Consider the following 17,654-nt stretch of genomic DNA (forward strand, 5'->3'; position numbering starts at 1 on the left):
GTGCACTTTTTTGTTTGGGTACGCTGACAACGTAAATATGCGCCGAAATGTATTTCAGCGCTGTTTGCTTGTGGCGCAATGAGGAGATTAAGATGTTAATCATACGTCCTATCCGTGCAAGTGATTACGATGCACTCTACAGTATCGCAGTCGAGTCAGGCCACGGTTTTACATCTTTACCAGTTAACGAAGAGTTACTGCGTTCAAAGATTGCTAGGGCAGAGGCATCTTTTATCAAGCATGTTGATAAACCTTTTGACGAAGGTTATTTGATGGTGCTTGAAGACATGAAAACCAATGAAGTTGTTGGTACCTGTGGTATTGAAGCGGCTGTCGGCATGGAAGATGCTTTTTATCATTACCGTTTAGGTACTGAGGTATACCACTCTCAACAAATATCGGTCCGTAATGAAGTTGAAACCCTGACATTATGCCATGACTACACGGGCGCCGCGGAACTGTGTACCTTGTTTTTAAAAGACGGTTATCGTAAAGGTAACAATGGTCGAATGTTGTCGCGATCACGTTTTTTATTATTAGCCCAACATCAGCATCGCTTTGGTGAAACTGTGATAGCTGAAATGCGCGGTGTTAGTGATGATCATGGCGACTCACCTTTTTACGAATGGCTACAGCATCATTTTTTAGGCATCGACTTTATTGAAGCCGATTATTTATCTGGCTTAGGCAAAAAAGCGTTTATGGCCGAAATGATGCCGCGAAACCCTGTTTACGTGTGTATGTTGCCTAAAAAAGCCCAAAAAGTGATCGGTGAAGTCCATAAAAATACTAAGCCAGCACTGCGTTTACTGCAAGCTGAAGGATTTAGGTTCCGCAATTACGTCGATATTTTTGATGGCGGCCCAACGGTTGAATGTTCAATTAGTGATATTCGCTCAGTAAAGAAAAGTCGCTTACTCACGGTTAACATCGGCAAAATGTTACATGCCGATCACCATTTTATTATATCCAACACTTCACTCGCTGATTATCGTGCATCAGCGATAAAATTATTGGTCTCTGATGAACACGACAATGTACTGCTTAGTCCTGAAATCGCCGCCGGTCTTATGGTTAGCGAAGGCGAGCAAATTCGTGTTTTAGCAATGTAGGAGCAAGAAATGACACAATATATTAAAGGTCAGTGGTTAGCTGGCGAAGGTCATGATATTAACTCAAAAAACCCTGCCAACGGTGACGTCATTTGGCAAGGTAACACTGCGACTGCCACACAAGTGAATGCAGCTGTCGATGCCGCTCGCGCGGCGCAGTTTGATTGGTTTATGTTGGGCTATGAAACCCGCTTGACCATTGTAGAAGCGTACCGCGCAGAACTAGAAGCTAATAAAGCCGAAATCGCTGAAACCATAGCCCAAGAAACGGGTAAGCCACAGTGGGAAACCGCAACTGAAGTGGGTGCTATGATTGGTAAAATTGCCTTGTCAGCGAAAGCTCACGACAAACGTACCGGTACTGAAACCAATGATTTACCTGCAGGACGCGCCGTATTACGCCACAAGCCTCATGGTGTTGTGGCCGTATTTGGTCCGTATAACTTTCCCGGGCATTTGCCAAATGGTCACATAGTGCCAGCATTATTGGCGGGTAACACAGTGGTATTTAAGCCGTCTGAATTGACGCCTAAAGTGGCTGAGTTAATGCTGAAATGTTGGGATAAAGCCGGTTTGCCACAAGGTGTGATTAACCTAGTGCAAGGTGAAGTTGAAACCGGTAAAGCGTTAGCGTCGCATCCACAAATTGACGGATTATTCTTTACCGGCAGTTCTCGTACTGGGCATATTTTACATGAACAATATGCTGGCCTCCCAGGTAAAATCTTAGCCTTAGAGATGGGCGGTAATAATCCCCTTATCGTTAAAGGCGTAACGGATACCAAAGCTGCAGTTCATGACATCATTCAGTCTGCTTATATTTCGTCTGGCCAGCGTTGTACTTGTGCCCGTCGTTTATACGTTGAAGAAGGCGCGCAAGGCGATGCGTTAATCGCAGCGCTAGTCAAAGCGGTTAAGCAAATTAAAGTCGGTCCTTGGAACGCACAACCGCAGCCGTTTATGGGGGCGATGATTTCTGAAACCGCAGCGCTTGGCATGGTTGGTGCACAAGCTACCTTGCAGTCACTAGGTGGCGTTTCATTAGTTGAGTTAGTGCAAGTTGAAGCCGGAACCGGTTTAGTCACTCCAGGTTTAATTGATGTGACTCAGATTGCTGAATTACCTGATGAAGAATATTTTGGTCCATTATTGCAACTCGTTCGTTATCGCGATTTTGACCAAGCGATTCATTTAGCCAATGCGACTCGCTATGGTTTATCTGCAGGTCTATTAGCGGATAGCCGTGAAGATTATGATTACTTTTTAGCGCGCATTCGTGCAGGTATTGTTAATTGGAATAAGCAGATCACTGGCGCATCAGGTGCGGCACCGTTTGGTGGTGTTGGCGCATCGGGTAACCATCGTGCAAGTGCATTTTATGCTGCTGATTACTGTGCTTACCCAGTCGCTTCAATGGAAGCTGACGCGGTGAGCTTACCTGCAACTTTAAGCCCTGGTTTATCAATTTAACTGATAAATTCATCGCATGATCAGTGCTGGCGATGTTAATCGCCAGCCTTATTTAGAAGGATTTAACCATGCATACTGACGTTAATGCTTTATTTGCTGCCTTATGGCAAGACTATATTCAGATGACGCCGTCAGCGGCGAAAATTCATCAGCTATTAGGCCACGGTGCTCCCATCATCAATGACCATATTGCGTTGCGGACCTTTAATATCGCCAAGGTGAATTTAAACGTACTGGCCAAGCATTTCACTTCTCTTGGTTATGTCGACAGTGGTGATTATCAGTTTGTGCAGAAAAAACTGATTGCCAAGCATTTTGAACATCCGGATCCTAAACAGCCAAAGGTGTTTATTTCTGAGCTGTTAGTTGAAGAGTTTAGCCCTGAGTTGCAAAAGACCATTCATGACTTAGTTGGCCAAGTGGATGTCGCAGCTACTACTGCAGATAATTTCATTTATTCTGGCTGTCATTGGGATCTAGATAAAGCGACATACCAAGCATTACTCGTTGAAAGTGAATATGCGGCGTGGGTTGCGGCATTAGGTTATCGTGCCAATCATTTTACGGTTTCAATTAATGATTTACCTGAGTTTGAGCGTATTGAAGATGTAAACCAAGCCTTAAAACAGGCTGGCTTTTTATTAAATAGCTCAGGCGGTGAAATTAAAGGGTCGCCAGAAGTGCTGCTAGAACAGTCTTCGACCATGGCCGATAAAGTGGTGGTGAAGTTTACCGATGGCGGTGTTGAAATTCCAAGTTGTTTCTATGAATTCGCCCGCCGTTATCCGATGGATAATGGTCAGATTTATACTGGTTTTGTAGCGGCATCAGCCGACAAAATTTTTGAAAGTACCAATGCGATGTAATGTTCATCTATCGACAAAGAACCTAATTGAGTCATCAATTAGGTTTTTTTATGGGTATTGTTATTGATTAATCAAAATACTGACGCTCAGGCCTTTTAACGTTTCACTGCGACTAAATTGCAATACAAAACCGTATTGGTCACAAATCTCTTTAACGATAGATAAGCCTAATCCATGACCCACGGTGGCTTCATCTAATCGAGATCCTCTGGTGGTTAGTGAGGCCATTTGGGCTGGTTCTACGCCAATACCATCATCTTCTACTTGCAGTAATATTGCCTCTGAATCTGTGTAGCCAATACTGATGTTAACTTGGGTGTTGGCCCATTTAAAAGCATTGTCGAGCAAGTTGCCAAATAATTCCATGCCATCTTCGCGATGAATTGGAATACGACTTATCTGCTGCGGATTGACTATGGTGCATTGTATATATTGTTGGTGATGCACTCTGTGTAGCGTTTGGATTAAGCTATCGAAATCTTTTGGAATGGCTAATTGTGCCGCGGGTAACATGTCCCCTGTTATGCGTGCCGCAGCCAATTTACGTTCAATCATTTTATGGACTAAATCCAATTGCTGCTGCATTGCCATTGCGGCATCGGGATGGCTGAGTCCGAGAGCTTCAACTTGTTGCTGCATCACCGCGAGTGGGGTTTTTAAGCCGTGACTTAAATTGCCTAAGTTATTGCGACTACGTTCAATCTGTTTGGCCGTGTAGTCTAATAATTCATTATAGGTTTCGGCGAGTGGGCGGATCTCCGCTGGAATTTGTGAAATGGATAGCGAGGCAATCTCACCTTCGCGCAGCTTAGCCAGAGCACCTTGGATTTGATTCACCGGCTTAAAAGACTGGCGTAAAATAATAAAAATACCGGCGATCATCGCGAGTAACATGCCAATATTGATTGCTAATTTAGCGCCAAACACTTCACTGAAGACACTACGGCCGATACTGAGGTCTTGGGCGACAGTCAGTGTTGCGGTGTTGGGGCTGTTTGGCGCGCCTATGCCGATAGATAAGAGCTGCATATCATTATTTTTGGGCCCTTTAGCCTGCCAAACGCGTTTTTGTTGCGCTTGTAAGGGTTCAATGTGTAACTCTGCATCCCACAAGGACCGAGAGCGAATAGTTCGGTCGGGCAAATTTAATTGGAAGTAACGTCCTGAATAGGCGGGTCGATAGAAACTGGATAATTGGCTTTGGTCGATAACTAACTCATCTTCATTGAGTTGAGTGGCGATAATAATATGTTCTAAATCTTCTTCTAGGCGGTTAATAATTGAGTCATGAAACGCATCTCGCAGCATCGACTCAAACAAAAATAAGCCTATGAGGGTGGCAATGATGATTAATCCACTGAGCCATAGACTTAATTTAAAACGAATTGAGATCATTCAATAATGCCATGAAAAATATAACCCTGGCCACGGCGGGTTTCGATAGCTGTTTTACCCAGTTTTTTACGTAAATGTGTCACGTAAACTTCAACGACGTTACTTTCTTTTTCATCATCAAACTGATAAAGCTTGTCTGTAAGCTGCTGCTTAGAAAGAAGTTTTTTTGGCGACATCAAGAAGATTTTGAGTAATCTAAACTCCATAGACGTCAGTTCATATTCTTGATCATCGACAGTAACTTTTTGTTCGTTTTCGTCGAGGTTGACGCCGGCATAACATAATTGTTTGGATGATGAGTTTATCCGCCCATGAGCGCGATGAATTAACGCTTGAATGCGAGCGAGCAGTTCTTGGGTATGAAAGGGCTTACCTAAGTAATCATCAGCACCCGCATTAAAACCTTCAACCTTTTCGTGCCACTGACTGCGCGCTGTCAACATAATTACGGGGGTATTGATGCCACGTTCACGCCATTGAGTCACTAATGACAAACCATTTCCATCAGGTAAGCCTATGTCTAAAATGACACAGTCATAATTGGTTTCTTTCATCAAATAATCGGCTTCAATAGCTTTGTCTGTGACATCGGTAATATAACCTGCTTGCTTGAGTTGTTTTTCAAGCTCGGCAACGAGTAATGGGTTATCTTCAACGAGTAACAGTTTCATGTTTAGTACATTCGCTCGGTAATTGAGTCAATGAATCTTGCATGCCATTAGCTGCATCTAACTGCAGATTAACAACATGCCCTTGTTTTAGCTTAAATTGTAGATTATAGCGCAATTTATCTTGGTGTTGATAAAGCTGCGCGTCGATTAAGTGGCCATCACAATACTGCGATACCCAGGCTAAGTAATCATCTAATGAACGTATATTACCAGAAGAAACCAATTTTTGGACATTGTCGTGATCCAGAGGGAGTTCTTTTGCGGGAATATCTTGTTGGTTAATGGTGATGGCCATTAAGCTGCTCATTACTGTGGAGAACAAGCTATTCATGGTCGCTCCAAAATAAAAAAAGTGGCGTTCAGAGTATGAACACCACTTTAAGTATCTTGGCTTAAATCAAGCTGAAGCCTAAATGATTAAGGCTTAAACATTTAGCCTTAGTCGTCGTTTTTAGCGAGTGCCATAAACCACGATTGTTTTACCGTGTGCTTGAATCAAATTTTGTTCTTCAAGCATTTTTAAAATTCGACCAACGGTTTCGCGTGAACAACCGACAATTTGACCAATCTCTTGGCGGGTGATCTTAATCTGCATGCCGTCAGGATGTGTCATTGCATCAGGTTGCTTAGCAAGATGTAATAACGTTTGTGCAATACGGCCAGCAACATCAAGGAAGGCTAAGTCGCCCACTTTTTGACTAGTGCTGTGTAAACGATATGCCATTTGCGCAGAAAGCTTCATGAGAATTTCAGGATTAACCTGAATGAGTTGCTTAAACTTCTTATAAGAAATTTCTGCAATTTCACATGCTTGCTTAGCACGAACCCAAGCAGTACGTTCAGATTGTTCTTCAAACAACCCAAGCTCACCGATAAAGTCGCCTTGATTAAGATAAGACAGGATCATTTCTTTACCTTCGTCATCTTTGATCAATACTGCGACCGAACCTTTGACGATGTAATATAAAGTGTCAGACTCTTCACCTGCGTGAATTAAAGTACTCTTTGCTGGGTACTTATGAATGTGACAATGTGAAAGAAACCATTCTAATGTTGGGTCAGGTTTTGGCTTACCAATCAGAGCCATATGATATTCCTCGATTGATTAAAAATGAAAGTAAGTAATGTCTAATTAAGCATTCTACGCTATTGAAACGGTGAAAACTTTGATAGAGATCGTATTTAGAAGTGTGGGTAGTGTATATTAACTTGTTAAATTTTAGATTAAATTTATCTCGTTTGTGATGACTGTCCACTTTTTTTGTGAATTAGTCTTCATCATCACTACGATTGGGTTACAGCCAATGGCATTTATCTATTGTATTAGAACTATGTCTTAGCTAATGTTATTTAATCAGCATCATTAATAGTTGTCGAGGTATGCGTGAAAAAACTGAGTCAAATCGGGGTTGTTATCTGTGTCGTTTTATTAAGTGGGTTAAGTTTGTCTGTAAAAGCGTTTGTGATCCCGCCCTCCATTCAGTCTCAGGCGGCGACTAAACTGGTTCATATTCAGATTAAAGCTAAACAGGGCAATGCTGATGCACAATTTTTATTGGGCTTAATGAACCTTTCAGGACGATTTGCTACTCAAGATACTCAACAAGGTTTGAACTGGATTAATCTTGCTGCTCTGCAGCAACACATAAAAGCACAACAAACATTAGCGGATTTAGCCTTTGAAGGTAAATTATTTCCGCGTGATTTAGCGCTTGCTGAAAAATGGTATCTGCAAATGGTTGAGCAAGGAGATAAATGGGCTCATTTTCGTTTAGGGTTTATTTATTCTGCTGGTGGCGATGGCGTGGTGCGTAATTGCGGTAAAGCAATGGAGCAGTTTAGTGTTGCGGGTGATGCTGTATCAATGGGCAATATTGCTTGGATATTAGCAACGTGCCCTGAAGCTGAATATCGAGATGGCTCGCGTGCGGTGTCGATGTCGTTAAAATTACTTGAGCATGATCAGAATGATCCGACGGTATTGGATAACCTTGCTGCTGCATATGCAGAACTCGGTGATTTTACTGCAGCGATTGATACGCAGAAAAAAGCCATTGATGCCTTGAAGGATTACCCGGAGATTGCGCGCAGCGATGAGTTTATTTTGCGCTTGAAACAGTACCAAAATAATCAAGCTTATCGAGAAATTATCCCGCTTATGTAATGCTCAGAGTGAGCAATGTGAGTCATTTACTATTATCAACCAATCAGTGTATTCACTTGTTTATCTGAAGGGATAATAGTTGATGTGGGTGCTTGAGCCGCGACGTTGTTTGGTTTCGTTAATGTGCTTAATGCACTAACAGAACAAAAAGGGGGATTAGCACTTTAAGCACATCAACTGCCGCTATTTCGCTTGAAATCACGATGTCACTATTCTAGCCACCATGACTTAAATCAAGCTTAATCGGGCTTGATATCATTTAGATTTTGTAACTCTATGCGTTTATCCATTAAGTCTTTAACCAATGGTGTCAAAATAAGCTCCATGGCCAATGACATTTTGCCACCGGGGACGACTAAAGTATTAATGCGGGACATAAATGAGCCTTGGATCATATTAAGATAATAAGGAAAATCAACATTATTTATGCCACGGAAACGGATCACCAGAAAGCTTTCGTCGAGACTCGGAATGTCTTTGGCGCTAAAAGGGTTAGAGGTATCAACCGTTGGCACTCGTTGAAAATTAATGTGGGTTCGCGAAAATTGCGGGGTCATATGTTTGATGTAATCATCCATGCTGCGGACAATCGAGCCCATCACTTTTTCACGGCTATGGCCCCTATCATTTGTGTCACGGATAATCTTCTGGATCCACTCTAAATTGACAATGGGCACCATACCAATCAATAGATCAATATGTTTAGCCACATCGGCATCTTCAGTCACCACACCACCATGCAGTCCTTCGTAATACAGCATATCGGTATTTTCTGGTAACTCACGCCATTGGGTGAATGTGCCAGGCATTTGGTTGAACGGAACCGCTTCGTCAAATGTATGCAAGTAACTGCGTGTTTGGCCATTACCGGTGTTACCGTAACTGGTAAAGCATTCTTCGAGTTTTTTAAAGTTGTTTGCTTCGGGGCCAAAATAACTTAGATTACGATTTTCAGCTTGGGATTTTCGAATTAACACTTCCATTTCTGCACGGGTAAAATTATGAAAACTGTCACCCTCAACAAATGCAGCATTGATGCCTAGCTGTCTAAAAATATGAATAAAAGCGGTAGTTGTTGTGGTTGTGCCAGCACCAGATGAACCGGTTACAGCAATAATAGGGTGTTTTGCTGACATGTTATTTGCCTACGTAAAGTTGTGGACGAATGAAAATCAAGTCACTAGTTATACGGTAATTATCACCTTTGGGTCAATTATTCACCGGTGGCATATGATCAATTTGTCGTAGTTCTATCATTTAGTTATCACGATTCATGGGTAGATGACCGTGAAATATGTTCGCGTTGTCTGATGGCGATAGACTCGTCGTCTTCACTAAACTCGACAACTAATTCGCCTTTTTTAAGCGCTAGTTTACATTGTTCCATCGCACTTATTAATTGCTGCTCGCTAGCATCACTAAAGCTGCCATCTTCAAGTTGCGAAAACAGATATTCTTTTATCATACGTTGAAGTATTTCTTGAGGTAGTGTCAGTAGGGCTTCATAAGGCACAAGCATGGCGTATTTCCTATAAATGACTTAGCGGGGAAGAGGGGACATCGTGCTCGGTTATTGTGTCACCTGCAGATAGAATAAACTCGATGATACGATGCTCGAGATAAAAACGTGGTTTCCAAGGCCATCCACCTTCAACAAATCCCACATGCCCACCAAACTCATGCAACTCGTATTCAACCATCGGCGACAATTGGTCTTGGTTTGGGATCACTTCATCGGTCATAAAGGGGTCATCTTTAGCGTGGATCACTAATGTGGGCTTAGTGATATGTTGTAAATAAGCAAGGCCGCTGGATTGCTGATAGTAATCATTGACGTCAGTGAAACCGTGTAATGGTGCGGTGACTTTATCGTCAAACAAATAAAAGGTATTCAGCATTTTGAGCTGCTTTTTAGTGATCGGCATTTGCTCGGTCAAATCTGCAGAGTTAATTTTGTCGAGCATTTTATCTTGTAAGCGTTTAATCAAAAAACGCTGATAAAGGGTTGAAAAGCCACTTTCTAGGCGTTTTGCACAGGCACTTAACGTGAGAGGGGCCGACACAACCACAGCACGTTCCAGTAAGCTATGTTGTTGTTTGCTACCTTGGTATTTGGCTAATACATTACCGCCCAGGCTGTAGCCGACAGCATACAGTGGCGAGTCTGGATAATAGTGTTTTAGTTGCTCAAGAGTGTAGGCTAAGTCGTTAACATCACCACTATGATAGCTGCGGGCTAAGCGATTAGGCTCACCTGAACAGCCCCGATGATGGTGAACCAATGCAGACAGTTTGGCTTTTTTTGCTTCGATGAGCATTCTGCGTGCATAATGTGATTCTGTATTACCTTCAAGACCATGAATAATCACTAATATAGGCTCGCCATTTTGGGCTTGGCCAAGCCAATCTAAATCGATAAAATCGCCATCGGGTAATTCTTGTCGTTGCCTAAAGGTTGCAGGTCTGGCTACTTTAAAAAGCAATGGTAGAATCGTTTGAACATGCGGGCTAGCAGCCCACCAAGGCGGTGTGAATAACGTTTTCATAAAGGGAATATTTCTATAATAGTTTGTTAAAATTTAAACATGTGTTTAAATGTTACTCATGCCACTCTACCACATAAAAAATAGAGACAACAATAAACTCAAGGGGAAGTAAATGAAGCGGCGTACCTTTCTCACTGGAGCGTTTGCTGGAACTGCAGCATTGGCTCTAGGCGTTAATTTATATTTGCCAAATATCACTACTTCTTCGGATGATATCCATCACCGAGTATTGTTCAGTGTGTTGATCCCAGTTTTTTTAGATGGCGCATTACCCGAGGTACCCAGCCATCGAGAAATCGCGATGAATCGGACTTTGGATGCAATTTCACAATCAATTACCCATTTAGCGCCAGACCAACAACAAGAGTTGATGGAGTTATTGGAATTGCTTGAAGGACGTTTGGGCTTGTTGTTACTCAGTGGCAGTATGACACCGCTTTTAATGCGTGACCCCCAGCAATTGGTCGAAATGCTTGAGTTTTGGCGTTACAATTATTTGGATATGTTAAAAACTGCTTACGGCGGTTTACGTGAATTGATTATGGCCAGTTATTACGCCTGTCCAGAACATTGGGGCAACTTACGTTATGAAAAACCTACTTTTTTAGTTAATAACCTACAATAACTCTCTCGTGTAAGGAGCATCCCCTTGGCTATTATTGATCCGATTATTACTGGATTAAACGACGGTTGGCATCATATCGATGCCAGTCGCTTAGAGGTCGATCGCCATTTTGAAGCCGATGTTGTTATTGTTGGTACTGGTGCTGGTGGCGGTACGGCGGCAGAAATCTTAACGGAAGCGGGTTTAAAAGTGATCATGATTGAAGGCGGAGCGCTTAAGTCATCGACTCACTTTGATATGGAAGAACGTCACGCCTACCCCAATTTGTACCAACAAGCGGCCGCAATGAAAACTGCCGATAAAGGCATTGGTATATTTCAAGGTCGTACGGTGGGCGGGTCGACCACAGTGAATTGGACCACATCAATAAGAACACCTGAGCAAACATTAGCTTATTGGGAACAAGAGAAGTCGGTTAAAGGACTATCTTCGCAAGACTTACTCCCTTGGTTTGAAATGATGGAACAGCGACTTAATATTGAGCAATGGCAGTATGAGCCCAATCGTAACAATGGTGCATTACTTGAAGGCTGTGAAAAACTGGGCTGGGATTACACGGTGATCAAACGTAATGTCAAAGGTTGCTGGAATACGGGCTACTGTGGCATGGGTTGCCCTGTCAACGCGAAACAATCGATGTTGGTCACTACTATTCCCGCGGCGCTGGATAAAGGCGCTACGCTAATTTCACGCGCTAGGGTGATTAAGCTTGAGCATAAAGGCGATCAAGTTGTAGGTTTAACGGCACAAGCGTTAACAGAAGGCCTAAAGCCAACGTCAGTGCAAATCACCTTTAGTGCGAAACATTATATTTTAAGTGCGGGGGCTATTCATACTCCGACTATTTTAATGCGCTCTAATACGCCCGATCCCCATAAACAGTTAGGCAAAACTTTCTTACATCCTTCATTGTTATCGGGAGGGATTTTTGCGGAACAAATTAATGGTCACAGTGGTGCACCGCAATCTATCTATTCCGATGAATTTGTTTGGCGTGATGGCGCCGTGGGTGACGTTGGTTATAAACTGGAAGTTGCGCCTGTGCACCCAGTATTGATCGCGTCTAAAACCATTGGTTATGGTGTTAGCCATGCACAGTTAATGGCTAATTTTAATCAAATGCAGGTCACCATTGCGCTTATTCGTGATGGTTTCAATCAGCAATGTCCTGGTGGACAGGTGAGGTTAACGGATACCAGTTTTGCATTAGATTATCCTTTAAACCAAGGATTTTGGGATGGTGCTCGTCGGGCATTTTTGTCGATGGCTGAGTTACAATTTGCTGCAGGTGCCAAAAAGGTGTTACCGATGCATGATGGTTTGTCATTTCTCAATTCGTGGAGTGAAGCAAAGCAGGTTATCAATAATGTCGATTTAGGTTTATTAAAAACCATAGTCGCATCGGCCCATGTGATGGGCGGTTGTGCAATGGGTGAAGATAAAGCCCTTGCAATGGTCGATGGTTTTGGTTATTCACACTATCTTGAAAATTTATCGGTGATGGACGGTTCGGTATTTCCAACCAGTTTAGGCGCTAACCCTCAGTTGTCTATTTATGGGCTTGTGGCTCGAAATGCGACGGCATTAGCCCAAAAACTGACTCAAACTAGCTAGCTGAATTTATGTTGTATACCGCTATTTGGCGGTATATTACTTTGATATTGTAGTAGTTTGTCGATATTAGAGTCGAGATAACTCACTTTTATTCCAACGGTTATTAATATTTGGACTTCAGTTCGAGTAATACCTTAACAATTTCATATTTTAAGGTTTTTTAGATCGTCAATTCAATTTTATCAATTGCTTTAAGCCGGTTACCTACAGGATGTCGCGAATGTCGCGATCACATGGATGTGAAAGAGCGGCCTATAGTGCAAGCACTTCGGTGACACTTGGCAAGTCCTTCCCGGTAAACTTGGCCATGTCATCGACGGCCGCGTTACTCCGATATTTATGCTGCTTCGATTTTGCTTGATATTGTTGCGAATAACATAATTAAGTGCTTTTATTGTGGATCACCCGAAAAGATCGTGCTCGCTTTATACTGCCCAAAGGTGACCCTATTATGGCTAGCCAAGATCGTTGGCGAATACTCAACCACTGGTCTAGTCTTTAATTACCTTTATTTTGCAGGTAATGAATGATGGCTAGACCAAGACAAACAATCGTGAGCTTAGAAGAGACACCTAATTATCATTGCTGCTCATGTGTTGTTCGTAAAGCGTTCTCGTGTGGCCTTGATGATGTGACTGATGAACACGTTGAGCATCGACGAGAGTGGGTTGATTCGCGGATCGTTAAACTAGCGACTATCTTTGCTATTGATATCCATGCTTGTGCACGCTTGTTAATACGCAAGAGTGTAACGCCTTTACTATTCGCCACAGTCATTTATAACTTACTCGGCTGTGGAAGTCCCAACGCTATTGCTAACGCAACAGATAATCCCGTGGTGCTATTAGACAGCTATTACAGCGACCTTTACGCATGGAATGAGCAAGGTGGCCTGGAACAGACGCAACTCGGCCGAGGAATCAACCTTGGCAATTACCTAGAGGCTCCTGTCGAGGGCGAGTGGTCTGGTGGTCGCGTGCTGATTGAAGATGATTTACAAAGGATTGCCGCTGCCGGTTTTAAAACCGTGCGCATCCCGGTTCGCTGGTCCGCTCACGCCGATTTAACATTCCCCTATGCCATTAATGCTAGATTTATGGCCCGCGTTAAAGAAGTGGTTGGCTGGGCCAACAATGCGCATCTAAAAGTTATCTTAAATGTGCATCACTATACAAAGATGATGCATGATCCAGAAAGTCAGCAAGCGGGACACATTCTTCGTTTACAGGGTATTTGGCAACAAATGAGTGAGCAATTTCCTCTCTCTGAATATGGCCATGATAATCTTATCTTTGAATTATTGAACGAGCCTAATAGCAGCATAGATCACAGTGATTGGAATAATATCATTGCACGATTATTGACGGTAATTTGGGGCGATATGGCAGCACAGCAAAATAATGGTACAACGCAGCGGACCGTAATGATTGGTTCGGCCAATTGGAGTCAGCCCGATGACTTAGCGAAATTGAGACTACCATCCTCGGTAAATGCGCGTAATACCATAATTACCATTCACTATTACAAGCCCTTTCATTTTACTCATCAAGGGGCTAAATGGGTTAATGGAGCAGACGATTGGATTGGCACTCGCTGGTTAGGCACACAAAGCGATCAGGCCCCCTTAATCGCTATGTTTGATAGAGTCACTCGTTGGAATGCGCAAGCTAATCGCGGTTTTGAAATATTTATAGGTGAATTCGGCGTTTATTCGCGTAGCGTTGATCCCGATCAGCAAAAAGCCTGGACCGCTTTTATTGCGCGCGAGGCTGAAAAACGTAATATGAGCTGGGCATATTGGGAATACGCATCAGGATTTGGCGCATACGATGCTAATAAAGGCCAATGGCGACCAAAGCTAATCGAAGCTCTGATCCCAGTGCAATAATGTGTAAATGTATGTATTGAGTATTACCTGATGGTATTACTCAATACCATTAATCATGCCACCAAGATTGTTGCTGGAAAAATCAAAGACCATGGTAATGATTATTGAAACCATCCATGTTACGAATTTGAAAATGGATGGTTTAGCTTTCCATCTACATATACGCCATTAGGCGATGGCCCAGGACTAGGACAAGGGGGATCGTTTGAATATCACGTTAGCGTTATAAATAAAGAAGACGAAGAAGCGGTTAGAACTTCTCAAAAAAATCGAGCTGATTATCTAGTAGGTCAGAATGTAAGCGTTAATATCAAATCTACCGCGTCAAAAGAAAAGTTAAATACCTATTGAAGGTGAATTAAAATCAATGACCGACTCGAAAAAGACATAATGTCTAAATCTTAATTTTATGCAATAAAAGCTAACATTCTAAGTGGTCGTAAGTGGTCGCGAAGTCAATAAAGATAGGCCGCGCGAAGCCGCGTCCTTATCCCAAGTGTTGAACATGCTATATATTGAGTGGGACTATGACTCTTCTTATTGTCACAACAGCCAGCCTAATTAGCATGTTAGACAATCTTTATTGTCTAAACAATGCTGTTATGGGTGAATCTTATTGTTAACCCATTGGTTTGCGTACAACTAGCTCAAACGAGGTGATGATGTATTACGAGTTAATAAGACCTGTTTGCGTGGTTAACCCAGCCATAATGCTTTCATCTAAGCCAAATAAACTTAGATAGTGTTGTATATTTCCTGGTTCAGTATTGTCTGTACTATCTGTACTATCTGTACTATCTGTACTATCTGTAGTATCAGTGCTTGGTGGTTGTCCTTGCAGTAAATTCAATTTGTGCAATAACATGTATTGAGATTTACGTTCCATCACCAACTCAACATCGAGCATTTTTTGATATTCGTCGTTGTCTAAATGCGCTTTAGCGATCCGACGTAAGCGTCGATAAGGTTGTAAGACACTGGTTTCCCATTGATCAACCACAAGGGTTAATATTTCCCACTGTTGCTGCGTCAAAACATAATGCTGTTGATCAAGGTATTGCGCTAATAATAGAATATTAACGTTTACGTGGTAACTGTCTTGTAGGTGTATGTAAAACTGAGGGTTAATTGAATAGCTTTGCTCGCAATGACGCCAAATTGTATGACTAAATGTTTGGCGATGAAAAGGTTGCGACATACAGAATCCCTTGCTGCATTTGTGCGGTTAATTAACAGCACAAATGCCAATAAATATTGAAATTAATCGCTTATTGAAAATCTTGTTCGATAAGCTCAATCTGTTCTTGAATCTCTAACCAATCCATTTCACTTTCATCCATGGTTTGAGTCAGCGTAGTACGCTCGTTGAGAACCTTGGTCATTTTAGCTTTGTTCTCAGCTTCGTATAAGTCGCCATCGGCTAATTCAATTTCTAGTTCGGCTAATCTTTTGTTGATTTTCTGCTGTTGGGTTTCTAATTTTATTTGTTGCTTTTTCAGTGGCGATACTCGTTGACGTAATTCAGCGTCCATCCTTTTTTGCTGCTTTTTATCCACCGAATCACTGCTAATGGCAGCATCCGTTTTGTTGCTGGCTTGGGCCAATTTAGCCGCATCGAGTAACCATTGATGGTAATCATCCAAGTCACCGTCAAAAGGTGTTACAACACCTTGATCCACTAAGTAATAGTCACTACAACTTAATCGCAATAGGTGACGGTCATGTGACACAATTACCATTGCACCTTCAAAGGTTTGTAATGCCATGGTTAGCGCATGGCGCATCTCTAAATCTAAATGGTTGGTGGGTTCATCGAGTAATAATAGATTAGGCCGTTGCCAAACGACTAATGCTAATACCAGACGCGCTTTTTCGCCGCCAGAAAACGGCCGTACTGGCGATAAAGCCATATCACCATTAAAGCCAAATCCGCCTAAAAAGCTCCGTAATTCTTGTTCGCGCGCATTGGATGGCGCTAGCCTAATCAAGTGTTGCATTGGGGTATCATCAAGGCTTAAAAATTCAACTTGATGCTGAGCAAAATAACCAATATTCAATCCTGGATTAGGTTGATATTTACCGGTTTTAGCTTTTAATTGGCCAGATAACAGTTTAATTAGCGTCGATTTACCTGCACCGTTTCTCCCCAATAAACCGATACGAGCGCCTGGAACAAGGTTTAACTCAACCTGTTCAAGGATGGTTTTATCTTCATAACCAATAGAGACATTTTCCATCACCACTAATGGATTTGGCAATGCTTCTGGTGTTCTAAAGGCCATTTGAAATGGATTGTCTACTTGCGATGGCAATAACTCTGCCATACGTTCGAGTGCTTTTAAGCGACTTTGTGCTTGTTTAGCTTTACTGGCTTTATAGCGAAAACGATCAACAAATGACTGCATATGTGAGCGTTCTTTTTGTTGACGCTCGAAGGCCACTTGTTGTTGTGCCATGCGTTCTGCGCGCACGCGTTCAAAAGATGAGTAATTGCCTTTGTAATAATTTAATTTTTGATTTTCGATATGAACAATTTCACCGATAATGCCATCGATGAAGTCACGATCGTGACTGATCAAAATTAACGTTCCTTGATACGTTTTTATCCAACCTTCTAACCAATACATGGTATCTAAGTCTAAGTGGTTGGTTGGCTCATCGAGTAACAATAAGTCAGAACGGCATAACAGTGCTTGGGCTAAGTTGAGGCGCATACGCCAGCCACCAGAGAAACTTTTGACCGGGTGACTCTGATCTGTATCTTTAAAGCCTAAACCGGCTAATAGTGAGCCGGCTCGAGCTTTAATAGCATAACCGCCAATAGCATCAATTTTGCCATGGATAAGCGCTATTGCATTGCCGTTATTATCATGTTCAGCTTGCTCTAATTGGGCTTCTAGTTGACGGTATTCGGTGTCGCCGTCAAGTACATACTCTAGTGCCGACACATTTAATGCGGGTGTTTCCTGAGCAACAGAGGCAACCTGCCAGCCTGCGGGGAAACTGAACTCACCTTTATCCAGCTGTAAATGACCCAAAATTAAGGCAAGCAATGTTGATTTACCTGTACCATTGGCGCCGACAAGGCCAACCTTGTGTCCGGGGTTAATCGTCAGTGAGGTTTCATCGAGTAAGATTTTACTGCCGCGAATTAACTGTGCTTGGCTTATCTTGATCATTAATTACAACTTGATTCTTAAGAATAGAATAATGGTGCAGATAATATCGCATATAGGATTTATTTCCCACAATCACGGGACTCATGTGGGCTAATCATGGCAAAATAGGCGTATAAAGCGGGTA

At 42.4% G+C, this 17,654-nt stretch carries 16 protein-coding genes; 7 read left to right on the top strand and 9 right to left on the bottom strand.

Annotated features, from left to right (window positions below):
• Positions 1-92 precede the first annotated feature (92 nt).
• The 3 genes from astA to CXF80_RS17370 all read left to right on the top strand — a co-directional run bounded on the left by astA (position 93) and on the right by CXF80_RS17370 (position 3,448).
• The gene (astA, locus tag CXF80_RS17360; RefSeq protein ID WP_101034172.1) at positions 93-1,112 is read left to right on the top strand and encodes an arginine N-succinyltransferase; all 1,020 of its coding nucleotides are present in this window, start codon (positions 93-95) and stop codon (positions 1,110-1,112) included.
• A 9-nt stretch (positions 1,113-1,121) separates the two neighbouring features.
• Complete coding sequence (gene astD, locus CXF80_RS17365; protein WP_101034173.1) at positions 1,122-2,582, top strand: succinylglutamate-semialdehyde dehydrogenase; 1,461 nt, start codon at positions 1,122-1,124, stop codon at positions 2,580-2,582.
• Positions 2,583-2,650: 68 nt separating this feature from the next.
• Complete coding sequence (locus CXF80_RS17370) at positions 2,651-3,448, top strand: DUF1338 domain-containing protein (protein WP_101034174.1); 798 nt, start codon at positions 2,651-2,653, stop codon at positions 3,446-3,448.
• 60 nt (positions 3,449-3,508) lie between these two features.
• Here CXF80_RS17370 and CXF80_RS17375 read toward each other — a convergent pair whose 3' ends face one another.
• From CXF80_RS17375 to crp, 4 genes are all read right to left on the bottom strand, one after another.
• Positions 3,509-4,843 (bottom strand): sensor histidine kinase, encoded by a 1,335-nt coding sequence (locus CXF80_RS17375; RefSeq protein WP_101034175.1) that lies wholly within the window; start codon positions 4,841-4,843, stop codon positions 3,509-3,511.
• Positions 4,840-5,514, bottom strand: a complete 675-nt coding sequence (locus CXF80_RS17380) for a response regulator transcription factor (RefSeq protein ID WP_101034176.1) — start codon at positions 5,512-5,514, stop codon at positions 4,840-4,842. Before CXF80_RS17380 ends, CXF80_RS17375 begins: the two co-directional genes overlap by 4 nt.
• Positions 5,495-5,845, bottom strand: a complete 351-nt coding sequence (locus CXF80_RS17385; protein ID WP_232772146.1) for a PepSY domain-containing protein — start codon at positions 5,843-5,845, stop codon at positions 5,495-5,497. The genes CXF80_RS17380 and CXF80_RS17385 overlap by 20 nt, the downstream gene beginning before the upstream one ends.
• A gap of 120 nt (positions 5,846-5,965) precedes the next feature.
• Positions 5,966-6,601: a cAMP-activated global transcriptional regulator CRP gene (gene crp / locus CXF80_RS17390; RefSeq protein ID WP_101034178.1), complete on the bottom strand. Its 636-nt coding sequence runs from the start codon at positions 6,599-6,601 to the stop codon at positions 5,966-5,968.
• Positions 6,602-6,898: 297 nt separating this feature from the next.
• Here crp and CXF80_RS17395 point away from each other — a divergent pair, with 297 nt between their 5' ends.
• Positions 6,899-7,678 carry a tetratricopeptide repeat protein gene (locus tag CXF80_RS17395; RefSeq protein ID WP_101034179.1) on the top strand — a complete coding sequence of 260 codons (780 nt, stop codon included), beginning with the start codon at positions 6,899-6,901 and terminating at the stop codon, positions 7,676-7,678.
• A 239-nt stretch (positions 7,679-7,917) separates the two neighbouring features.
• On the opposite strand, the gene CXF80_RS17400 is transcribed toward CXF80_RS17395, so the two are convergent.
• The 3 genes from CXF80_RS17400 to CXF80_RS17410 all read right to left on the bottom strand — a co-directional run bounded on the left by CXF80_RS17400 (position 7,918) and on the right by CXF80_RS17410 (position 10,224).
• Complete coding sequence (locus CXF80_RS17400) at positions 7,918-8,814, bottom strand: phosphoribulokinase (protein WP_101034180.1); 897 nt, start codon at positions 8,812-8,814, stop codon at positions 7,918-7,920.
• 128 nt (positions 8,815-8,942) lie between these two features.
• Positions 8,943-9,197 carry a YheU family protein gene (locus tag CXF80_RS17405; protein WP_101034181.1) on the bottom strand — a complete coding sequence of 85 codons (255 nt, stop codon included), beginning with the start codon at positions 9,195-9,197 and terminating at the stop codon, positions 8,943-8,945.
• A 10-nt stretch (positions 9,198-9,207) separates the two neighbouring features.
• Entirely contained in the window at positions 9,208-10,224 is a 1,017-nt protein-coding gene (locus CXF80_RS17410) for a hydrolase (RefSeq protein WP_101034182.1), read from the bottom strand.
• A gap of 112 nt (positions 10,225-10,336) precedes the next feature.
• Here CXF80_RS17410 and CXF80_RS17415 point away from each other — a divergent pair, with 112 nt between their 5' ends.
• The 3 genes from CXF80_RS17415 (at position 10,337) to CXF80_RS17425 (ending at position 14,351) form a co-directional block, all read left to right on the top strand.
• Positions 10,337-10,849: a TAT leader-containing periplasmic protein gene (locus tag CXF80_RS17415; protein WP_101034183.1), complete on the top strand. Its 513-nt coding sequence runs from the start codon at positions 10,337-10,339 to the stop codon at positions 10,847-10,849.
• Between the two features lie 24 nt (positions 10,850-10,873).
• On the top strand, positions 10,874-12,463 hold the full coding sequence (locus CXF80_RS17420) for a GMC family oxidoreductase (RefSeq protein WP_101034184.1): 1,590 nt from the start codon (positions 10,874-10,876) through the stop codon (positions 12,461-12,463).
• Between the two features lie 526 nt (positions 12,464-12,989).
• Positions 12,990-14,351, top strand: a complete 1,362-nt coding sequence (locus CXF80_RS17425; protein WP_101034185.1) for a glycoside hydrolase family 5 protein — start codon at positions 12,990-12,992, stop codon at positions 14,349-14,351.
• Positions 14,352-15,018: 667 nt separating this feature from the next.
• Here the strand turns inward: CXF80_RS17425 and CXF80_RS17430 are convergent.
• Entirely contained in the window at positions 15,019-15,549 is a 531-nt protein-coding gene (locus tag CXF80_RS17430; RefSeq protein WP_101034186.1) for a TIGR02444 family protein, read from the bottom strand.
• Positions 15,550-15,619: 70 nt separating this feature from the next.
• The gene (locus tag CXF80_RS17435; protein WP_101034187.1) at positions 15,620-17,530 is read right to left on the bottom strand and encodes an ABC transporter ATP-binding protein; all 1,911 of its coding nucleotides are present in this window, start codon (positions 17,528-17,530) and stop codon (positions 15,620-15,622) included.
• Between the last annotated feature and the right edge of the window lie 124 nt (positions 17,531-17,654).

The organism is Shewanella sp. Actino-trap-3, from assembly GCF_002836275.1.
Lineage (GTDB): Bacteria > Pseudomonadota > Gammaproteobacteria > Enterobacterales > Shewanellaceae > Shewanella > Shewanella psychromarinicola.